This window comes from Serratia sp. NPDC078593 (genome assembly GCF_050268245.1).
In the GTDB taxonomy this organism is placed as follows: domain Bacteria; phylum Pseudomonadota; class Gammaproteobacteria; order Enterobacterales; family Enterobacteriaceae; genus JBNNGK01.
In genome coordinates, this window is record NZ_JBNNGK010000014.1 from 34177 (window position 1) to 53819 (window position 19643).

The window sequence follows — 19643 nt, forward strand, 5'->3', positions numbered from 1 at the left end:
GCAGATTTCCTTCAGCTTATGCAGTGCGGTTCAACCAGGCCATGTACTCTTTCACGCCTTCGGCAACGGTTTTGAATGGCGCATCGTAACCGGCTTCACGTAACTTGGTCAGATCGGCCTGCGTATAAGCCTGGTAGCGGCCTTTCAGTTTTTCTGGGAATTCGATGTATTCCACAGTGCCTTTTTGATGGTATTCCACCACGGCATCGGCTACGGCTTGGAAGGTTTCCGCACGACCCGTTCCGCAGTTGAAGATGCCAGACACGCCGCTCTTCCAGAACCACAGATTCACGGCTGCCACATCACCTACGTAGATAAAATCGCGCTTAAAGTTTTCACTGCCGGAGAACAGTTTTGGATTTTCACCCCGCTTGAGTTGGCCATCCAGATGAAACGCGACGCTGGCCATGCTGCCTTTATGGCCTTCACGTGGACCATATACGTTGAAGTAACGGAAGCCGCAGATTTGCGAATCGGCCTGCGGCATGATTTCACGCACGTATTGGTCAAACAGGAATTTAGAGTAGCCGTAAACGTTCAACGGTTGCTCATATTGACGTTCCTCGATGAAGTTCTCGGTGCGACCGCCGTAGGTCGCGGCAGAAGAGGCATACAGGAACGGAATTTCACGCTCCAGGCAGTAGTGTAATAAATCTTTGGAGTACTGATAGTTATTGTCCATCATGTACTTACCGTCCCACTCGGTGGTCGCGGAACAGGCGCCTTCGTGGAACACCGCATCAATGTCGCCAAGATCATCGCCCGCCATGATGCTGGCGATGAAATCTTCTTTATCGATATAATCGGCGATATCGAGATCGACCAGATTGACGAATTTGGTGCCGTCTTTCAGGTTGTCTACCACCATAATATCGCGATATCCGCTATCATTCAGTGCTTTAACGATATTGCTGCCGATCATACCGGCGCCGCCAGTGACGATAATCATTGGGTTTACCCCTGCTATTCTGCCTGGTGGTGCACAATGCCCCACACGATATGTCGCCTATAATAGCATTTCATACCGCAGCAAACATCGTAAGGGTTCTTATTCTCCCGTGAAGCGGGGGATAGCAGTCGTTTGCCGTGATATCTGCTGCAATTTTCATATTCTCTCCGGCGTATTCTCGTCAGTCAGGCGACAAATCAGTAAAATATGTCGGAAATGAGCCCATCCTGGAGATAACCGAATGTCCGCGTCTTTTTATCAGCAGTTGGAACAACAAATTGCCACCACCCGCGCTGAAGGATTGTTCAAAGAAGAACGTATTATTACGTCCGCACAGCAGGCCGATATCGCCGTGGCGGACGGTAGCCATGTGATCAACTTTTGCGCCAACAACTACTTGGGTTTGGCCAATCATCCGGCGATGATTGACGCCGCAAAGGCGGGTATGGACAGCCATGGTTTTGGTATGGCTTCAGTACGTTTCATTTGCGGCACGCAAGACAGCCACAAACAGCTGGAGCAAAAGTTGGCGGCGTTCCTGGGAATGGAAGATGCCATCCTCTATTCATCCTGCTTTGACGCCAACGGTGGCCTATTTGAAACCCTGTTAGGCCCTGAAGACGCCATCATTTCTGATGCGTTGAATCACGCTTCGATTATTGACGGCGTGCGTCTGTGCAAGGCCAAACGCTATCGCTATGCCAATAACAATATGGATGAGCTTGAAGCACAGCTGAAGCAGGCGAAGGCCGACGGCGCTCGCCATATCCTGATTGCCACCGATGGCGTGTTCTCGATGGATGGGGTGATTGCCAACTTGAAAGGCGTATGTGATTTAGCTGATGAATATCAGGCATTGGTGATGGTGGATGACTCCCACGCCGTCGGTTTTGTTGGTGAACAGGGGCGAGGAACACACGAATATTGCGACGTGATGGGCCGCGTCGATATCATTACCGGCACGTTGGGTAAAGCATTGGGCGGGGCTTCAGGCGGCTACACCGCAGCGAAGAAAGACGTTGTAGAATGGTTACGCCAGCGCTCGCGCCCTTATCTGTTCTCTAACTCCTTGGCACCCGCCATTGTTGCCGCGTCGATTAAAGTGCTCGAGTTGTTGGAACAGGGGGACGCGCTGCGCGAGCGTTTGTGGTCCAACGCCCGTATGTTCCGCGAAAAAATGACCGCTGCCGGGTTTACCTTGGCGGGGGCCGATCACGCCATCATCCCGGTGATGTTGGGTGACGCCAAATTGGCACAGGATTTTGCCAATGCATTGCTTAAGGAAGGCATTTACGTAACAGGTTTCTTCTATCCGGTGGTGCCGAAGGGTCAGGCGCGTATCCGAACCCAAATGTCTGCCGATCACTCACCGGAGCAAATTGAACGTGCGGTTGAAGCGTTTATTCGTATCGGTAAAGATCTTGGCGTTATTGCATAAGGTAATTCCATGAAAGCATTGTCAAAACTGAAAGCGGAAGAAGGAATTTGGATGACCGATGTGCCTCAGCCTGAGCTGGGTCACAACGATGTCATGATTAAAATTCGTAAAACCGCGATTTGCGGAACGGATGTGCATATTTATAACTGGGATGAATGGTCTCAGAAAACTATCCCGGTACCGATGGTAGTTGGTCACGAATACGTGGGCGAAGTGGTTGCCATTGGTCAGGAAGTCAAAGGGTTTAACATCGGCGATCGTGTTTCCGGTGAAGGCCACATTACCTGTGGTCATTGCCGTAACTGCCGTGGTGGTCGTACCCACCTGTGTCGTAATACCACCGGCGTAGGCGTGAACCGCCCCGGCTCTTTTGCTGAATATTTGGTGATCCCGGCGTTTAATGCTTTCAAAATCCCAGATAACATTTCTGATGAGTTAGCATCGATCTTCGATCCGTTCGGCAACGCGGTGCACACCGCACTGTCATTCGATCTGGTCGGTGAGGATGTGTTAGTTTCCGGAGCCGGGCCGATTGGCATTATGGCCGCGGCCGTCTGCAAACACGTTGGTGCGCGCCACGTGGTGATTACCGACGTGAATGAATATCGTCTGGAGCTGGCGCGTAAAATGGGCGTCACCCGAGCGGTCAACGTCAGTAAGGAAAATCTTGACGATGTGATGACAGAGCTGGGCATGACCGAAGGTTTTGACGTAGGTCTGGAGATGTCTGGCGCGCCACCGGCATTCCGTACGCTGCTCAACGCGATGAATCACGGCGGGCGAATCGCGATGCTGGGTATTCCACCTTCTGATATGTCGATAGATTGGAATCAGGTGATATTCAAAGGGCTGTTTATCAAAGGGATTTACGGCCGTGAGATGTTTGAAACCTGGTATAAAATGGCAGCGCTCATTCAGTCTGGGCTGGATCTGACACCGATCATTACTCACCGTTTCTCGATTGACGAGTTCCAGCAAGGTTTTGATGCGATGCGTTCTGGGTTGTCCGGTAAAGTGGTGCTGAGCTGGGATTGATGCCGAGCTCGCAAGAATCATGGGGTCCGGCAGGCCGGGCCTTATGATTGACGCTCTGCCGATCCCATCCAACGCTGCCACTGAGATTTGATAAATGTGACGGCCGGTGATTGTGCCAGGCTCTCAGCAATCACATTTAACGCAGTACCTGCGTTGGTTTTTTCCTTTGGCAACGTCACCTTACATTGCTTAATGCCGTTTTTGAACGGGTTGTTAGATTGTGGATGCTGCGGCTTGGCGGATGTTTCATGGTGACGGTTAACCCACTGCGTTTCATTCAACAGTGAGCTTGGCCTGACCAACACAATATCGGCTGGCAGGGTTGCCAGCATCTGCTTTAACACTTTAACGGTGGCCGGGCGCGGGTGGCCGATCGCAATAACCGAACCGTTGCGCCGTGCCAGTGCGACCGCACGATTGAACTGATGGCGAATATCGGCTTCGCTTGCGGTGTCATCCAGAAATACCCGACGTTTGATCACTTTTACACCGGTGCCAGCGGCTGCGCGGGTCGCCTGACTACTACCGATGGTCATGCTGTCGAGAAAATACAGACGGTAGTTTTCCAGTGCCTGCATCACTTTTTGCATCGCGGGCAAGCTGGATGTCATGGCGCTGCCCATATGATTATTCATGCCAACGGCGTAGGGTACATTATTGACTGAGTTGCGGATTATGCGTTGAATTTCTTCACTGCTCATTGAAGGATGGAGCGTATCGCGTTCCAACGGCTGCTTGCTGATGGGGGCCATCGGCATATGAATCAACACTTCGCGGCCTTGGTTGTGGGCGCGGGTTGCCATTAACTTTGCATGCGGTGCATTGGGCAATACCGCGACCGAAATGGCGAGAGGCATTTGCAAAACGGCATTCTCTTCATGTGGGCGATATCCCACATCATCAATAACAATTGAGAGTTTACCCGCCTGAGCGGCACAGGCTAGCAGCAGGGAGCCAATCACAATAGCGCTGCGCGTTTTGATGTAGTGCAAATCTATTTTCCCAACCACGGCAGTGGATTAACCGCCCGACCTTGGCGACGAATTTCGAAATAGAGCGAAGGCGTTCCTTGACCCCCACTGGTGCCCACTAATGCGATAGGCTGTCCGGCACGAACCTGCGCACCGACGTTAACCAAGGCGCTTTGGTTGTAGCCGTACAGGCTCATATCACCTTTACCGTGTTCAACCACGACCACCAGACCATAGCCTTGCAACCAGTCAGCCATCAGCACACGACCGTCGGCGATGGCTTTGACCTCACTGCCTTCTTTGGCTGCAATTACCATGCCCTTCCAACGTAGCTCACCTTGCTGCTGCTCGCCAAAACGGTGCAGTGTGTTGCCACGTACCGGCCAGTAATCCTGACCGTTTGGACGACCCAAGCCACCGGTGCGTGCCATCAGTGAACGTTCACTTTCGCTTGGTTTGTAACTGGAACCTGTTTTCTTCGCTTGCTGTTCTTTTTTACGAACTTGCTCACGGACGCGGGCGGCTTCACGCGCTTCTCGTTTAGCACGGGCGCGGGCTTCACGCTCAGCACGGGCGATTTTATCGCGCAGACGGGTTTCATTCTGTCGTAGCTCGTTCAGCCGTTGTTGATCTTTATCTAACGACGCTTCGAGTGCAGAGAGGTTTTTTTTGCGCGCACTGCGTGCTTGTTCCAGCTTTTGTTGCTGTGCCCGCTGTGTACTCAACAAGGCTTGTTGCTGGCTTTGCTTGGCGACCAACGTCGTCTTTTTTTCTGCCAGTTCAACACGGGTTTGCTTCAGTTCTTCGATGGTTTTCTGCCGCGCTTCATTCAGATAGCCGAAGTAAGCCAAAATGCGTTCGCTACGCTGGCTTTCTTCGCCACTTAAGATGAGTTGGACTGCGCTGTGTTGCCCTTGACGGAATGCTGCATCGAGCTGTTTGGCAAGAATATCTTGTTGTGTTGTTTGCTGTTTTTGCAGTTTGGCGATCGAGGCGTTCAAGCCAGAAATGTCTGTATCCAAAGCATTTAGCGTATTTTGGGTATCACGCAGCGTACGGCTAGCTTGCGCGATGGTTTTTTCTTGCGACTTGAGCTGTTCTTGTAACGAATTGCGCTGTTGCTGCTGCTGTTTAACCGCTTGTTCTTTCTCAGCGATACTCTGCTGGATGTCTTTGAGTTGGGTTTTATTGTCATTCGCAGCATGGCCGGATAGCGGCAACAGCAATACGCCAGCGTAAAACACGCTGGCGCACAGTGTGGTTAACGTCCGCGGCGCACCGCGTAGTGGCAGCGGTTGGCTGCCAGCGTTTGCGCTTCGGGTTACCCTTGATAGTGCAAAATACGCCTTCTCCCTCATGGAGAAGGATTATTCCACGATGAACAGCGGCTTACCAGTCATCTCTTGCGGGATTTCCATTCCCATCAACGTCAACATGGTTGGCGCGATGTCTGAAAGCTTGCCGCCATTGACTGCGGTAGCCGGCTTGCCGACGTAAATTAATGGCACCGGCAGGCTAGTATGCGCAGTGTGTGCCTGGCCCGTAGCTGGGTCACGCATTTGCTCGGCGTTACCGTGATCGGCGGTGATCAGCAATTGACCGTCGACGGCTTTTACCGCATCAACGACTTGTGCAATACAACTATCCAGCGTTTCTACCGCTTTGACTGCGGCATCGTAAATACCCGTGTGGCCGACCATATCGCCGTTCGGATAGTTGCAAATAATTGCATCGTATTTACCACTGTTGATGGCACTCAGCAGTTTGTCGGTCAGTTCTGCAGCACTCATTTCGGGCTGAAGATCGTAGGTGGCAACCTTTGGCGAGTTAATCAGCACCCGGTCTTCACCGTTGAATGGTTGTTCTACGCCACCGTTATAGAAGAAAGTGACATGCGCGTACTTTTCAGTTTCGGAGATGCGTAACTGGGTTTTGTCGTGCTTCATTAACCACTCACCGAAAGTATTGACCAGTGATGCGGGTGGATAAGCGCAGGCGGTTTTGATGTCGGCAGCGTATTCAGTCAGCATCACGAAGTCAGCGAAGGCCACCACTTTGTCGCGCGTGAAACCCGTGAAATCGGCGTCGACAAAAGCGCGGGTGATTTGCCGAGCACGGTCGGCGCGGAAGTTCATAAAGATTAATGCGTCGCCATCCTGCATTTCAGCGCTGGCTTCCCCAGCCGCTTGGATCACCGTTGGTTTAACGAATTCGTCGTTTTCATCGCGGGCATAGGCGGCCTGTAGCCCGGCCACGGCGTTGTCGGCGTGGAACTCGCCTTTAGCCTGAGTCAGCAAATCATAGGCTAACTGTACGCGATCCCATCGATTGTCGCGGTCCATGGCAAAGTAACGGCCAATGATGGAAGCAATACGGCCGGCGCCCAGTTTGGCAAACTCGTCGGTGAATCGTTTCAGGGAGGATTCAGCACTGCGCGGTGGCGTGTCGCGGCCATCGAGGAATGCATGCAGGTAAATGGCTTTGGCACCGCGTTGAGCCGCCAGTTTCACCATGGCCAGAATGTGTTCTTCATGGCTGTGTACGCCGCCCGGCGACATCAGCCCCATGATGTGGACGGCTTTACCGGCCTGTACGGCTTTGTCTACGGTTGCGGTCAGGGTTGGGTTGGCGTAGAAATCGCCGTCTTTAATCTCTTTATCCAGGCGGGTTAAATCCTGGTAAACAATACGCCCTGCACCTAAGTTGACGTGACCCACTTCCGAGTTGCCCATTTGCCCTTCTGGCAGACCGACATCCAGGCCAGACGCGGCAATCAGCGTATGTGGCTGTTGCTGCCAAAGGCGATCCATCACCGGCGTACGGGCGTTCAGGATGGCGTTATCTTGTTGCTCTTCGCGGTGGCCGTAACCGTCCAAAATCACCAGAACCATCGGTTTTTTATTGCTCGACATTATTTTAACCTCATTTTTTAGGCTTTAAGTATGCATAGCCATCTGCTCGCGCGGGATGATGGCTATGCACCCTGCAAAGCAGGGGATATTACAATGTGGCAGGATAAAAAGCGCCCAGAGAGATCAAAGTTGCGTTGAACGTTCGATAACTTTCTTCCATTGGTGCGGCATTTTATTGGTATCACTCGCAGTTTCTGCAATCACAGATGCTAATTGGCTGTAATTGCCGCAATCGGCAGGTATACTCTGGAGCCTTGACTTATTTTTCCCCTTAACTAACGGGAGTTGTTACACCCCATGCTGCAAGAAATTATGCAATTCGTTAGCAAGCATCCCATACTTAGCCTGGCTTGGGTTGCCCTGCTGGTTGCCGTGATTGTGATGACCTTCAAAAGCCGTTTCTCCAAGGTGAAAGAAATCACCCGTGGTGAAGCTACTCGCTTGATTAACAAAGAAGATGCTGTGGTGGTTGATACCCGTAGCCGCGAAGATTTCCGTAAAGGCCACATTGCCAACGCGATCAATTTGACGGCGAGCGAAATCAAAAACGGTAGCCTGGGTGAGCTGGAAAAACATAAAACTCAGCCGGTGATTGTGGTGTGCGCTAACGGTACGGCGGCGCGCGCGCCGGCAGAAGAGTTGAACAAAGCCGGTTTCGAGAACGTCACCACGCTGAAAGACGGCATTGCTGGCTGGAGCGGTGAAAATCTGCCTTTGGCGCGTGGTAAATAATTCTTTAACGTAGTAGAGGCGCTTTTCATGGCTAATATCGACATTTACACTAAAGCGACGTGTCCTTTTTGTCATCGCGCAAAGGCGTTGTTGAACAGCAAGGGCGCAGCTTTTAATGAAATCGCCATTGACGGCGACAATGTGAAGCGTGAAGAAATGATTGCACGCAGTGGGCGAACCACCGTGCCTCAAATTTTCATCGACGGCCAGCATATTGGCGGCTGCGATGATTTACATGCACTTGATGCAAGTGGTGGCTTGGATCCGTTGCTTTAAGCGGTCGGCCAGTGCAGAGTATCGATACTCTCAATAATTCGAGTAGCATCAAGGCGATAACTCCACGATGCTTCGGGAGCCTAGGTTCCATCGGGTAAGTAAAGGTAGCCAATTACGATGTTGCTTGGATTAGGACGGGTATATAAGGACGTTTAACTAAGGGTATTACACACATGTCAGAACAAAACAGCACCGAGATGGCTTTCCAGATCCAACGTATTTACACCAAAGACATCTCTTTTGAAGCTCCAAATGCACCGCAGGTTTTCCAGCAGGAATGGCAGCCAGAAGTTAAACTTGATCTGGATACCGCTTCTAGCCAACTGGCGGATGATGTGTATGAAGTTGTACTGCGCGTGACCGTGACTGCAGCACTGGGTGAAGAAACCGCATTCCTGTGTGAAGTACAACAGGCGGGTATTTTCTCCGTAGCCGGTATTGATGGTACGCAACTGGCGCATTGCCTGGGTGCATATTGCCCGAACATTCTGTTCCCTTATGCGCGCGAGTGCATCACCGCGTTGGTTTCTCGTGGTACGTTCCCACAACTGAATCTGGCACCGGTCAACTTCGATGCGCTGTTCATGAACTATCTGCAACAGCAGACCGAAGATGAAGGTGCTACACCACATCAGGATGCCTGATGAACACCGTCAATGCTTCAATGACCGTAATCGGTGCCGGCTCGTACGGCACCGCATTAGCCATTACGCTGGCGCGTAATGGCCACCCGGTGGTGCTGTGGGGTCACAACCCTGAACAGATCGCTAAACTGCAACATGAACGCCGTAATCAGGCGTTTCTTCCCGATGTGCCTTTCCCCGATACTCTCTTGCTCGATGCCGACTTAGCCAGCGCGCTAGCTGCGAGCCGTGATGTGTTGGTGGTGGTGCCAAGCCACGTTTTCGGTGACGTACTGCGTCAGTTGAAGCCGCTGTTGCGTGCCGATGCGCGCATTGTTTGGGCGACCAAAGGCTTGGAAGCAGAAACTGGCCGGCTATTGCAGGATGTGGCGCGTGAAGCTTTAGGTGATGCCATTCCGTTAGCGGTGGTTTCTGGGCCGACGTTTGCCAAAGAGTTGGCGGCAGGTTTACCGACGGCCATTGCGTTGGCAGCGACTGACGAGCAATTTGCTGAAGATTTGCAGCAATTGTTGCATTGTGGCAAAAGCTTTCGTGTCTACAGCAACCCAGACTTCATTGGGGTGCAATTGGGCGGCGCAGTGAAAAACGTGATTGCCATCGGGGCGGGGATGTCTGACGGTATCGGTTTTGGTGCCAATGCGCGCACCGCACTGATTACGCGCGGCCTAGCGGAAATGAGCCGTTTAGGTACGGCGTTAGGCGCGGATCCTTCGACATTTATGGGCATGGCTGGGCTTGGCGATTTGGTGTTAACCTGCACGGATAATCAATCTCGCAACCGTCGCTTCGGTATTATGTTGGGGCAGGGAAAAGGCGTTGAAGAAGCGCAAGATACCATCGGCCAAGTGGTTGAAGGCTATCGCAATACCAAAGAGGTATTGGCGTTGGCGCAGCGTTATGGGGTGGAGATGCCCATCACCGAACAGATTTATCAGGTGTTGTACCGTAACAAAAATGCCCGCGAAGCCGCGTTGAGCTTGTTGGGCCGTACACGGAAAGACGAAAAAAACAGTGTCTGATCTGACAAGGGTGCGATAAACGCGCTCTAACGTATCGATTAGCCTCCTTGCCTGATACGGTGAGGAGGCTTTTACCATGCAGAGAGGAAAGTGATGTCGTCAGAAGAGTTAGAACAAATCTGGAACAGTATAAAATCAGAGGCGCGAGCGCTGGCTGATTGTGAACCGATGCTGGCTAGCTTTTACCATGCGACGTTGCTTAAGCACGAAAATTTGGGCAGTGCGCTCAGTTATATTCTAGCCAACAAATTGGCTAATCCGATCATGCCCGCGATTGCTGTGCGTGAAGTGGTGGAGGAGGCTTACCGTAGCGATGTGCAGATGATCGCCTCCGCTGCGCGCGACATTCTTGCGGTGCGGCTACGCGATCCGGCGGTTGATAAGTATTCTACGCCGCTGCTGTATCTGAAAGGTTTCCATGCCTTACAAGCCTACCGTATTGGCCATTGGCTATGGTTGCAAGGTCGTCAGGCGTTGGCGATTTATTTGCAAAATCAGATCTCTGTGGCATTTGGTGTGGATATTCACCCGGCGGCGAATATCGGCTGCGGGATCATGCTGGATCACGCCACCGGTATTGTGATCGGTGAAACGGCCGTGGTGGAAAATGACGTTTCGATTTTGCAATCGGTCACGCTAGGTGGCACAGGCAAAACCTGCGGCGATCGCCATCCGAAGATTCGTGAAGGCGTCATGATCGGCGCCGGGGCGAAGATTCTCGGCAATATCGAAGTGGGCAAAGGGGCGAAAATTGGCGCAGGTTCGGTCGTGTTGCAACCGGTGCCACCGCATACCACCGCCGCTGGCGTGCCTGCGCGTATTGTCGGTCGGCCAGAAAGTGACAAACCCTCGATGGATATGGATCAATACTTCAACGGCGCCAATCATGGGTTTGAGTATGGCGACGGCATCTAGTTATCATCAGAATGCTGCATAATTCCAGGCCGCTATCTGCGGCCTTAGACTGCTGACAAAGCCCGTTATTAGGAAAAGCGTGGCTGTGGGGTCTTAGTGGCGTAAACCACCGGAGCGCCCCTCGCTACGCTAGACCCGGGTATCTCGGTTCATCAGGCGACTTCGTCATCAAGCTCGGCCTTTTGTTGTCTGAGGTCTACTGCTTGATCAACGCCCCAGCGTAATCCAATTGGCGCCAGGCTTCGTATACCACCACCGCGACAGCATTGGATAAATTCATACTACGGCTTTGTGCCTGCATTGGAATGCGGATTTTTTGTTGTGCTGGTAACGCGTCGAGAATCGTGGCTGGAAGGCCGCGAGTTTCAGGGCCAAATAACAAATAATCACCTGCCTGATAGCTTACTGCACTGTGCGCAGGGGTGCCTTTGGTGGTCAGGGCAAACACGCGTTGCGGATGTTCGCTGGCGAGAAATGCGTCGTAATTGGCGTGGCGTTTGATATGAGTGAATTCATGGTAATCCAACCCGGCGCGTCGTAGACGTTTGTCATCCCATGGGAAGCCCATTGGCTCAATCAAATGCAATTGAAACCCAGTATTGGCGCACAAACGAATAATATTGCCGGTGTTGGGTGGAATTTCAGGTTCAAATAAAACGATGTTCAGCATGTAAAAAGCCCCTCATGACGAGGGGCGCAGAATAGCAAATCTTCACAGGGTTTGTCGCGAAATGAGATGCCGGATCTGAGGTTAATGATCGCGTAATGGCTTGCGTTGATGTAACGGTAGCCACAACACCAGACGTAATCCGCCAAGCGGGCTGTCCTCGGCTTTTACCCAGCCACGGTGCTGCGTTATTGCCGCTTCAACGATCGCCAGCCCTAAGCCGGTGCCACCGGATTCGCGGTCACGTGCTTCATCGGTGCGATAAAATGGCCGGAAGATTTGCTCACGGTCTTCCGGGCTAACGCCAGGCCCATCATCGTCAACCACGATGGTAATTCCTTGATTGTCGGCGCTGAACGCCACGGCAATACGCGTGTCGGAGTAACGTAGGGCATTACGCACGATGTTTTCCAGCGCACTGTCCAAGGCACCTGCGTTACCAAATAATGTCCATGGTCCGGGCGGCGAGATGACCTCCAACTGTTTACCCATTTGTTCTGCTTCGAAACCGGCGTTGTCCAGCACATCGGCCCAAAGCTCGTTGGCCTTCAGCATTTCACGTACCAACTCGCTTTTTTGCTGCCCACGCGACAGAACGAGCAAATCGTTGATCATGGAGTCTAACCGCTGCGCTTCTGTCTCAATACGTGCTAATTCATGGCCTTCGCCGTGTCGGCGGCGCATCAGCGCGGTTGCCAATTGCAAACGGGTCAAAGGGGTGCGCAGTTCGTGAGAAATATCAGATATCAACCGCTGTTGCGCCGTCATCATACGTTCCAGGGCGCTGATCATCTGATTAAAACTGGCACCGGTAGCGAGAAACTCCTGTGGCCCCGCTTCCAGCTCTGGATGCTGCTTCAGATTGCCACGCGCCACGTCATCGGCGGCATTTTTCAATTTCCGCGCAGGTTTTGCCAGACTCCAGGCCAACCACAACAGCAAGGGTGCGCTGATCAACATGGTGACAATCAGCAGCAATAGCGGCCGATCAAACATCAAGTTGATGAAATCAGATTGTGGGCTATTGGCGGGGCGAATCAGGTACAGCTGGTAATTATCTTCACCGTCGCGCACTGAGAAGGGGCCAACCAGTTCAACGCGGCCATATTTTTTCTTTTTCGGATGATCGGCGTTATCAGATTGGCCAATGAAATTACGCACGATTTGCATTTCGTTACGTTGGGCGCCGATCACGCGGCCTTCGCTGGTCACCAAAAGCAGGCGTTGGCCAGGCGGAGCCCATTTATCGATGGCACGAAACAAGCGTCGCCACCACATCAGATCGTTCGCCGGATCCTGTTGCAACTCGGCTTCGACATGTTGTTCCAGCATCAACCCCTGTCGTTGCTCACTGTCGAGCAGCGAGGTTATTTGGCGTGAGTCGAGTTTGGGCACCATCAACACCAGCATGAGCACCAGCGCTAATGTGAACCAGAAAATGGCGAAGATGCGTGCCGTCAAACTGTTGATCATGTTACCGACACCATCAAGTAACCCCGGCCGCGCAAGGTTTTGAACCAAGGATGACCATCTTTACGATCCGGTAACTTACGCCGTAGGTTGGAGATGTGCATATCGATGGCGCGATCGAACGGTGTCAGACGTTTGCCCAACACTTCTTGGCTCAGCAACTCGCGTGATACCACTTGGCCTAGGTGTTGTGCCAGCAGGTAAAGCAGGGTGAATTCAGTACCGGTCAAATCCAGCACTTGGCCGTCAAAGCTCGCTTCTTGGCGACCGGGGTTGAGCTGTAGACCATCGACATCAAGCGTTGGGGCGCCGGTATCGACGTTGTGTTGCTGTTCGCTCCAGTTGGAGCGGCGCAGAATAGCGCGGATGCGTGCTACCAGTTCACGGTCATTGAACGGCTTAGGCAAGTAATCATCAGCCCCCAGTTCCAGACCGAGAACGCGATCGAGTTCACTACCGCGAGCGGTCAACATAATGACCGGCGTTTGGTGGTGTTGGCGCAGTTCTTTCAAGGTATCGATACCGTTTTTCTTCGGCATCATGATATCAAGCAATAGCAGATCGATAGAGCTGTCCAGCAGCGATAAAGCCTGTTCACCATCATGGGCTACGATGATAGTAAAGCCTTCCATTTCAAGCAGTTCTTTCAACAGCGAGGTCAACTCGCGGTCATCATCAACTAACAAAATTTTATTCATTGTGATTTACCTCTCAACGCAAAATACGTCATCAACTGTTGGCATTCCATGACTTTACGTAGTTTTACATGCACTGACGGATGTTTGCAGGTGCAGCAGTACACTGCTTCTCGTTGATTCGCAAAGTTGAAAGAAAGAGGAGCAAAAATGCGTAAAGTGGCCGTATTAGTTATGGCATCAACGCTGGCGTTAGTTTCTACCGCCGCTACCGCTGCCGACACTATATCGGAAATACGTCCAGCTCCTAAACATGATGCGATAAGTACACCTGGTCAGCACCATATGTTCGACGGTGTTAGCCTGACCGAACAGCAGCGCCAGCAAATGCGAGATTTGATGCATCAGGCCCGCAACGATCTGCCTGATGTCAATGTAGCTGAAATGGAAGCGATGCATAAACTGGTCACTGCAAACAAGTTTGATGAAGCCGCTGTGCATGAACAAGCGGAGAAAATGGCTCAGGAACAGGTAAAGCGCCAGATCGTCATGGCGAGAGTGCGCAACCAAATGTACAACCTGCTGACGCCACAACAAAAAAGTGTTTTAGACCAGAAACATCTGCAGCGTATGCAGCAGATGAAGCAACAGATTTCTGGTTTGCAGCAAACTTCTGCCCAGAAGTTGAGTGCGACTGAGTAGTACCCTGTTTTTCCTTGCCATAGACACCATCCCTGTCTTCCCCGCCATCATGGCGGGGCTTTTTTTGCCTGACATTCCGTTATACTGACGCCTGGAAATTTCATCGGGATTTGTTATGCAACAGCAATATGCGCGCTTGGTAAAATCCGCCGCTTTGGCTGCCACCGTTTTGGCCTCTACGTTACTGCTGATCAAAATCGTTGCTTGGTACATCACCGGCTCGGTCAGCTTGTTAGCATCGCTGGTGGATTCATTAGTCGATATCGCAGCTTCGTTGACTAACCTGTTGGTGGTTCGTTACTCATTGCAACCCGCCGACGAAGAACATTCCTTTGGTCACGGAAAAGCCGAATCGTTGGCGGCGTTAGCGCAAAGTATGTTTATTTCCGGCTCCGCGCTGTTTTTGTTTCTTACCGGCTTCCAACATCTGTATTCGCCGCAAACGCTACGCGAGCCCGGTATTGGCATAGCGGTTACCGCGGTGGCATTGCTTAGCACGCTGATTTTGGTTGCCTATCAGCGCTGGGTCGTCAGAAAAACGCGTAGTCAGGCGGTGCGCGCAGATATGCTGCATTATCAGTCAGATGTCATGATGAATGGTGCTATTCTTATCGCGCTTGGGCTAAGCTGGTACGGTTTTCAGCGTGCTGATGCGTTGTTTGCATTGGGGATTGGCGTCTACATTCTCTACAGTGCGTTGCGAATGGGTTATGAAGCGGTGCAATCGTTACTGGATCGTGCATTGCCGGATGATGAACGGCAGATGATTATTGATATCGTCTCATCATGGCCCGGTGTTAGAGGCGCGCATGATTTACGTACTCGTCAGTCTGGGCCGACGAAGTTTATTCAGTTGCACTTGGAAATGGACGATAATCTGCCGCTGGTGCAGGCGCATAATTTGGCTGAACGGGTGGAAAAAGCGTTGCTACGGCGTTTTCCTGGCGCTGATGTGATTATTCACCAGGATCCCTGCTCCGTTGTGCCTCTAAGCCGACAAGGCCATTGGGAGCTATAATCAGCACATAGCCTACGACGAGCGTTGTGTCGGGGAGGGGAAATTAGCTCCACGTGCGATGCGACTTTTTTTACCTTAATTTAGCGTGACCTGAATCAATTCAGCTGGGTGTTTTTGATATAATATTCAGCAATAAAATCCGTAAAGCGGGGTTGCTACAACCGGAGACGTGGAAGTCGCAATCGGCGAATACAAAATTCTTAAGAAATTGCATCTACAAGTTCAGAGGTAGTCATGATCAAGAAAATCGGTGTACTGACGAGTGGCGGTGACGCGCCGGGTATGAACGCTGCAATCCGTGGCGTTGTGCGCGCCGCACTTACGGAAGGTCTGGACGTTTTTGGTATCTACGACGGCTATCTTGGCTTGTACGAAGATCGTATGGAACAATTGGATCGCTATAGCGTGTCCGACATGATCAACCGTGGTGGCACCTTCTTGGGCTCAGCCCGCTTCCCGGAATTCAGAGATGAAAACGTACGTGCCAAGGCAATCGAAAACCTGAAGAAACGCGGCATTGACGCGTTAGTGGTCATTGGCGGTGACGGTTCGTACATGGGCGCCAAACGTCTGACGGAAGAAGGTTTTCCGTGCATCGGTCTGCCAGGTACCATCGATAACGATGTTGCGGGCACCGACTACACCATTGGTTATTTCACCGCGTTAGAAACGGTGGTTGAGGCGATTGACCGTCTCCGTGACACCTCTTCTTCACATCAACGTATTTCTATCGTCGAAGTGATGGGGCGTTATTGTGGCGACCTGACACTGGCCGCGGCGATTGCTGGCGGTTGCGAATTTATCGTCTTGCCGGAAATCGAGTTCAACCGCGAAGACCTGGTTTGTGAAATCAAAGCGGGCATCGCTAAAGGTAAAAAACACGCTATCGTGGCCATTACCGAGCACATCTGCGATATCGATGAGCTTGCTGCTTATATCGAGCAGGAAACTAAGCGTGAAACCCGTGCGACCGTCTTGGGGCACATTCAGCGTGGTGGTTCACCGGTAGCCTACGACCGTATTCTGGCCTCACGTATGGGCGCTTACTCCATTGAACTGCTGTTGCAAGGTTATGGCGGCCGTTGTGTGGGGATCCAGAACGAAAAAATGGTGCATCACGACATCATTGACGCGATCGAGAACATGAAGCGTCCGTTCCGCAGTGACTGGTTGGATACCGCCAAAAAATTGTACTGATCGTCTTTTGGTGTTGTGCAATGAAGGCCTCCGCTAGCGGGGGCTTTTTTACGCGTTATGTGCCTATATTCCAGAATCGTCTAGTAATAATTTTTTTATTCTTTATCTCTTCCTTCAGTTTCTGGCAGGCTTTGATGTTAAATCAACCGCTTGAGGCTGCGGTTATTATTCTGGGAGAGTAGTGATGCGTAAATGGGGTCTAGGACTTACCTTATTATTGCTGGCGGCCGGCGCGGCGGCAAAAGACAGTCAATTATTGAATGTTTCGTACGATCCGACGCGCGAGTTCTATCAAGAGTATAACGCGGCTTTCAGTAAATACTGGCAGCAACAGAGCGGTGATAAGGTGACGGTGCGTCAATCACATGGTGGCTCAGGCAAGCAGGCCACCTCTGTTATCAATGGCATTGAGGCTGACGTGGTGACGCTGGCATTGGCCTATGACATCGACGCCATTGCCGAGCGTGGGCGCATAGATAAAAAGTGGATTAAGCGCTTACCTGCTAACTCAGCACCTTACACCTCGACCATTGTTTTCCTGGTGCGTAAGGGTAACCCGAAAGGCATTCATGATTGGCCGGATTTGGTTAAACCGGGCATTTCCGTGATTACGCCTAACCCGAAAACGTCTGGTGGCGCACGTTGGAACTATCTCGCGGCTTGGGGTTTCGCTCTACATCACAACAATAACGATCAGTCCAAGGCGCAGGCGTTCGTCAAAAACCTGTATAAAAATGTTGAGGTGTTGGACTCCGGCGCGCGTGGTGCGACCAATACTTTTGTTGAGCGTGGTATCGGTGATGTGCTGATTGCGTGGGAAAACGAAGCCTTACTGGCGAAACAGGTGTTGGGTCAAGATAAGTTCGAGATTATCACCCCGAGCGAATCCATTTTGGCGGAGCCAACGGTGTCGTTAGTCGACAGAGTGGTGGATAAACGAGGAACGCGTGAAGTGGCGAATGCGTATTTGCACTATCTGTACTCACCAGAGGGGCAACTCATCGCGGCAAAACACTACTACCGGCCACGTGATGCGGCTGTTGAGGCTCAATTTGCCGAGCAGTTTCCAAAACTGAAATTGTTCACCGTGGAGGATACCTTTGGTGGTTGGGCTCATGCGCAAAAAGTGCATTTTTCCAGCGGTGGGACATTTGACGAAATCGGCAAACGCTGATTTAACGCCAAGATAAACAACCCCGGCGAGCGGGGTTTTGAGCTTGATGACGAAGTCGCCTGATGATCCGAGATACCCGGGCCTAGCGCAGCGAGGAGCGCTCCGGTGGCTTACGCCACTACGACCCCATCGACACGCTTTCCCTAATAACAAGCGTTGTCATCAACCATAAACCCCGACTAACGGGGTTTTTCAGGCTAAGCCAAAGATTATCAGGCTTTTTTAGCTTCAGCGGCTGCCTTCACGATGACGGCAAATGCGTCTGCTTTCAGTGAAGCGCCACCGACCAATGCACCGTCAATGTCCGGCTGAGCGAACAGTTCTGCTGCATTTTTATCGTTAACGGAGCCGCCGTACTGGATGATGACGTCTGCAGCCACTTCCGCGTCATGCTTAGCGATGTGGTCGCGGATAAATTTGTGCACGGCTTGTGCCTGCGCCGGGGTGGCTGATTTGCCAGTACCGATAGCCCACACTGGCTCATAGGCGATAACGGTGCCTTTCATTGCCGGAGCGCCCAGCGTTTTCAGCACGGCATCGATCTGACGAGCGCAAACTTCTTCGGTTTTACCCGCTTCGTTTTCTGCTTCGGTTTCGCCGATGCACAGCACAGGAATCAAACCGGCTTCTTTCAGCACGGCAAATTTCTCAGCGATCGCTTCATCGGTTTCTTTGTGATAAGTGCGACGCTCAGAGTGACCGATGATGATGTATTGCGCACCGACATCTTTCAGCATGTTAGCAGAAACTTCACCAGTGAACGCGCCAGACAGGTTTACGTCTACGTTCTGCGCGCCCAGCGCAATACGGCTGCCAGCCAATTGGTGTTTGGCTTGATCCAGGTACATGACCGGTGGCGCGATGGCAACGCCGCAGCCTTCTACGCTGCTCAGTTCGTTGCGTAGGCCAGCAATCAGCTCGTTGACCATATGAGTGCTGCCGTTGAGTTTCCAGTTACCCATAACTAATGGATGACGCATATATTTTCCTCCAACAAGGGAACGCGAGAGCCGAAATTAATACTGCCGAACGGGCAGTCAACCTGGCCAACAGTATAGAGATGAATAGATGAGAAGGCTTTGCTTTTTGTCATTAATACGTTTCATCATTACCCGATGCGGCCATATTACTTGGGGGATTCGGCGCATCATGCCTCAGCGTCAGGGCTCGGACAACGTCAGTTTGACCGGCTCAACGGCAAAGGTTAGCCCCTTCTTGCCGTTATCTGCCACCACGTAGCGGATTGCACCGGCCTGCTGCGAATAAAAACGCGCACCTTGGCCTTTCTTGAGCAGTGCGCTTACCCCTGTGATGCTTTTTTCGACCGTTAGTGCCGGTTCGAATTGGCGCATCAGTGCCGCCATATAGTTAATGGCAATGGCCCGCGCCGTTTTTTCCACGTTGCCCTGCAATGGCAGATAGGTAATTTGCAATGTTTTGATTTTACCGGTGCCTTTTTCCAGAGCGGTGGAAGCATAGAGGTTTTCGTTCAGCTTACTGGCAGCGCGCGTCAGCAACGGTGCATCGTCTTCAGGCGTCGCGATCGCGCGAAATTCGCCGATAGGTAATGTGGGGTTATCGCGGTTATATTTTTCGCGGAATTGCACCACCGTCAGATCGAAGGTTGGCGCCCCAGCGAGTAAATAGGGAGCCGTAGCCGCGGCATTCGCATTGGCAGACGTCTGAGCCCAAGCGCAGCTCAGCCCGGACAGCAGACAAGTGGTGAGGGTAATTCTTCTCAACATAATTCGCGATTCTGATAACAAAGCAGACTCCGATTAAAGCGATAATCGGGGGCGGTTGTCAAAGATCCCATTGGATTATCTATTGGTGGCCATCATGGCGTATTTGAGATTGCGCTGGCACCGCCGACATGGCATGACCTATGT

At 51.9% G+C, this 19643-nt stretch carries 20 protein-coding genes; 11 read left to right on the forward strand and 9 right to left on the reverse strand.

The window, feature by feature from the left end; translation table 11 throughout:
- Positions 1-16: 16 nt before the first annotated feature.
- A complete protein-coding gene (gene rfaD / locus ACQKDS_RS15295) occupies positions 17-949 on the reverse strand; it encodes an ADP-glyceromanno-heptose 6-epimerase (RefSeq protein WP_399672327.1) in 933 nt (310 codons plus the stop codon).
- A gap of 241 nt (positions 950-1190) precedes the next feature.
- On the opposite strand from rfaD, the gene kbl reads away from it, so the two are divergent.
- Both kbl and tdh read left to right on the forward strand, forming a co-directional pair.
- Positions 1191-2387 (forward strand): glycine C-acetyltransferase, encoded by a 1197-nt coding sequence (gene kbl, locus ACQKDS_RS15300; RefSeq protein ID WP_399672325.1) that lies wholly within the window; start codon positions 1191-1193, stop codon positions 2385-2387.
- Between the two features lie 9 nt (positions 2388-2396).
- A complete protein-coding gene (gene tdh, locus ACQKDS_RS15305; protein ID WP_399672323.1) occupies positions 2397-3422 on the forward strand; it encodes an L-threonine 3-dehydrogenase in 1026 nt (341 codons plus the stop codon).
- A gap of 41 nt (positions 3423-3463) precedes the next feature.
- On the opposite strand, the gene ACQKDS_RS15310 is transcribed toward tdh, so the two are convergent.
- From ACQKDS_RS15310 to gpmM, 3 genes are read right to left on the reverse strand one after another with little or no spacing between them, the layout of a single operon-like run.
- Complete coding sequence (locus tag ACQKDS_RS15310) at positions 3464-4414, reverse strand: divergent polysaccharide deacetylase family protein (protein ID WP_399672321.1); 951 nt, start codon at positions 4412-4414, stop codon at positions 3464-3466.
- A gap of 2 nt (positions 4415-4416) precedes the next feature.
- Positions 4417-5751: a murein hydrolase activator EnvC gene (gene envC, locus ACQKDS_RS15315; protein WP_399672319.1), complete on the reverse strand. Its 1335-nt coding sequence runs from the start codon at positions 5749-5751 to the stop codon at positions 4417-4419.
- A gap of 9 nt (positions 5752-5760) precedes the next feature.
- Positions 5761-7305: a 2,3-bisphosphoglycerate-independent phosphoglycerate mutase gene (gene gpmM, locus ACQKDS_RS15320; protein WP_399672317.1), complete on the reverse strand. Its 1545-nt coding sequence runs from the start codon at positions 7303-7305 to the stop codon at positions 5761-5763.
- Between the two features lie 297 nt (positions 7306-7602).
- Between gpmM and ACQKDS_RS15325 the strand changes: the two genes are divergently transcribed.
- The 5 genes from ACQKDS_RS15325 to cysE all read left to right on the forward strand — a co-directional run bounded on the left by ACQKDS_RS15325 (position 7603) and on the right by cysE (position 10891).
- Complete coding sequence (locus ACQKDS_RS15325; protein WP_399672315.1) at positions 7603-8037, forward strand: rhodanese-like domain-containing protein; 435 nt, start codon at positions 7603-7605, stop codon at positions 8035-8037.
- A gap of 27 nt (positions 8038-8064) precedes the next feature.
- Positions 8065-8313 carry a glutaredoxin 3 gene (gene grxC, locus ACQKDS_RS15330; protein ID WP_399672313.1) on the forward strand — a complete coding sequence of 83 codons (249 nt, stop codon included), beginning with the start codon at positions 8065-8067 and terminating at the stop codon, positions 8311-8313.
- Between the two features lie 173 nt (positions 8314-8486).
- On the forward strand, positions 8487-8957 hold the full coding sequence (gene secB / locus ACQKDS_RS15335) for a protein-export chaperone SecB (RefSeq protein WP_399672311.1): 471 nt from the start codon (positions 8487-8489) through the stop codon (positions 8955-8957).
- On the forward strand, positions 8957-9976 hold the full coding sequence (gene gpsA, locus ACQKDS_RS15340) for an NAD(P)H-dependent glycerol-3-phosphate dehydrogenase (RefSeq protein ID WP_399672309.1): 1020 nt from the start codon (positions 8957-8959) through the stop codon (positions 9974-9976). The genes secB and gpsA overlap by 1 nt, the downstream gene beginning before the upstream one ends.
- Positions 9977-10069: 93 nt before the next feature.
- The gene (gene cysE / locus ACQKDS_RS15345; RefSeq protein ID WP_399672307.1) at positions 10070-10891 is read left to right on the forward strand and encodes a serine O-acetyltransferase; all 822 of its coding nucleotides are present in this window, start codon (positions 10070-10072) and stop codon (positions 10889-10891) included.
- 196 nt (positions 10892-11087) lie between these two features.
- Here the strand turns inward: cysE and trmL are convergent, their stop codons facing one another.
- The 3 genes from trmL to cpxR form a co-directional block, all read right to left on the reverse strand.
- Positions 11088-11561, reverse strand: coding sequence for a tRNA (uridine(34)/cytosine(34)/5-carboxymethylaminomethyluridine(34)-2'-O)-methyltransferase TrmL (gene trmL, locus ACQKDS_RS15350; RefSeq protein WP_399672305.1), 474 nt, complete (start codon positions 11559-11561; stop codon positions 11088-11090).
- 81 nt (positions 11562-11642) lie between these two features.
- Positions 11643-13031, reverse strand: a complete 1389-nt coding sequence (gene cpxA / locus ACQKDS_RS15355; RefSeq protein WP_399672303.1) for an envelope stress sensor histidine kinase CpxA — start codon at positions 13029-13031, stop codon at positions 11643-11645.
- Positions 13028-13726, reverse strand: a complete 699-nt coding sequence (gene cpxR / locus ACQKDS_RS15360) for an envelope stress response regulator transcription factor CpxR (protein WP_399672301.1) — start codon at positions 13724-13726, stop codon at positions 13028-13030. Before cpxR ends, cpxA begins: the two co-directional genes overlap by 4 nt.
- Before the next feature lie 147 nt (positions 13727-13873).
- Between cpxR and cpxP the strand changes: the two genes are divergently transcribed.
- The 4 genes from cpxP (at position 13874) to ACQKDS_RS15380 (ending at position 17754) form a co-directional block, all read left to right on the forward strand.
- Positions 13874-14365 carry a cell-envelope stress modulator CpxP gene (cpxP, locus tag ACQKDS_RS15365; RefSeq protein ID WP_399672299.1) on the forward strand — a complete coding sequence of 164 codons (492 nt, stop codon included), beginning with the start codon at positions 13874-13876 and terminating at the stop codon, positions 14363-14365.
- 115 nt (positions 14366-14480) lie between these two features.
- The gene (fieF, locus tag ACQKDS_RS15370; RefSeq protein ID WP_399672297.1) at positions 14481-15383 is read left to right on the forward strand and encodes a CDF family cation-efflux transporter FieF; all 903 of its coding nucleotides are present in this window, start codon (positions 14481-14483) and stop codon (positions 15381-15383) included.
- A gap of 234 nt (positions 15384-15617) precedes the next feature.
- Positions 15618-16580: a 6-phosphofructokinase gene (gene pfkA / locus ACQKDS_RS15375; RefSeq protein WP_399672295.1), complete on the forward strand. Its 963-nt coding sequence runs from the start codon at positions 15618-15620 to the stop codon at positions 16578-16580.
- Positions 16581-16764: 184 nt separating this feature from the next.
- Positions 16765-17754, forward strand: coding sequence for a sulfate ABC transporter substrate-binding protein (locus ACQKDS_RS15380; protein ID WP_399672293.1), 990 nt, complete (start codon positions 16765-16767; stop codon positions 17752-17754).
- A 212-nt stretch (positions 17755-17966) separates the two neighbouring features.
- On the opposite strand, the gene tpiA is transcribed toward ACQKDS_RS15380, so the two are convergent.
- Complete coding sequence (gene tpiA, locus ACQKDS_RS15385; RefSeq protein ID WP_399672291.1) at positions 17967-18734, reverse strand: triose-phosphate isomerase; 768 nt, start codon at positions 18732-18734, stop codon at positions 17967-17969.
- A 180-nt stretch (positions 18735-18914) separates the two neighbouring features.
- Positions 18915-19499, reverse strand: a complete 585-nt coding sequence (locus ACQKDS_RS15390; protein WP_399672289.1) for a DUF1454 family protein — start codon at positions 19497-19499, stop codon at positions 18915-18917.
- Positions 19500-19643 lie beyond the last annotated feature (144 nt).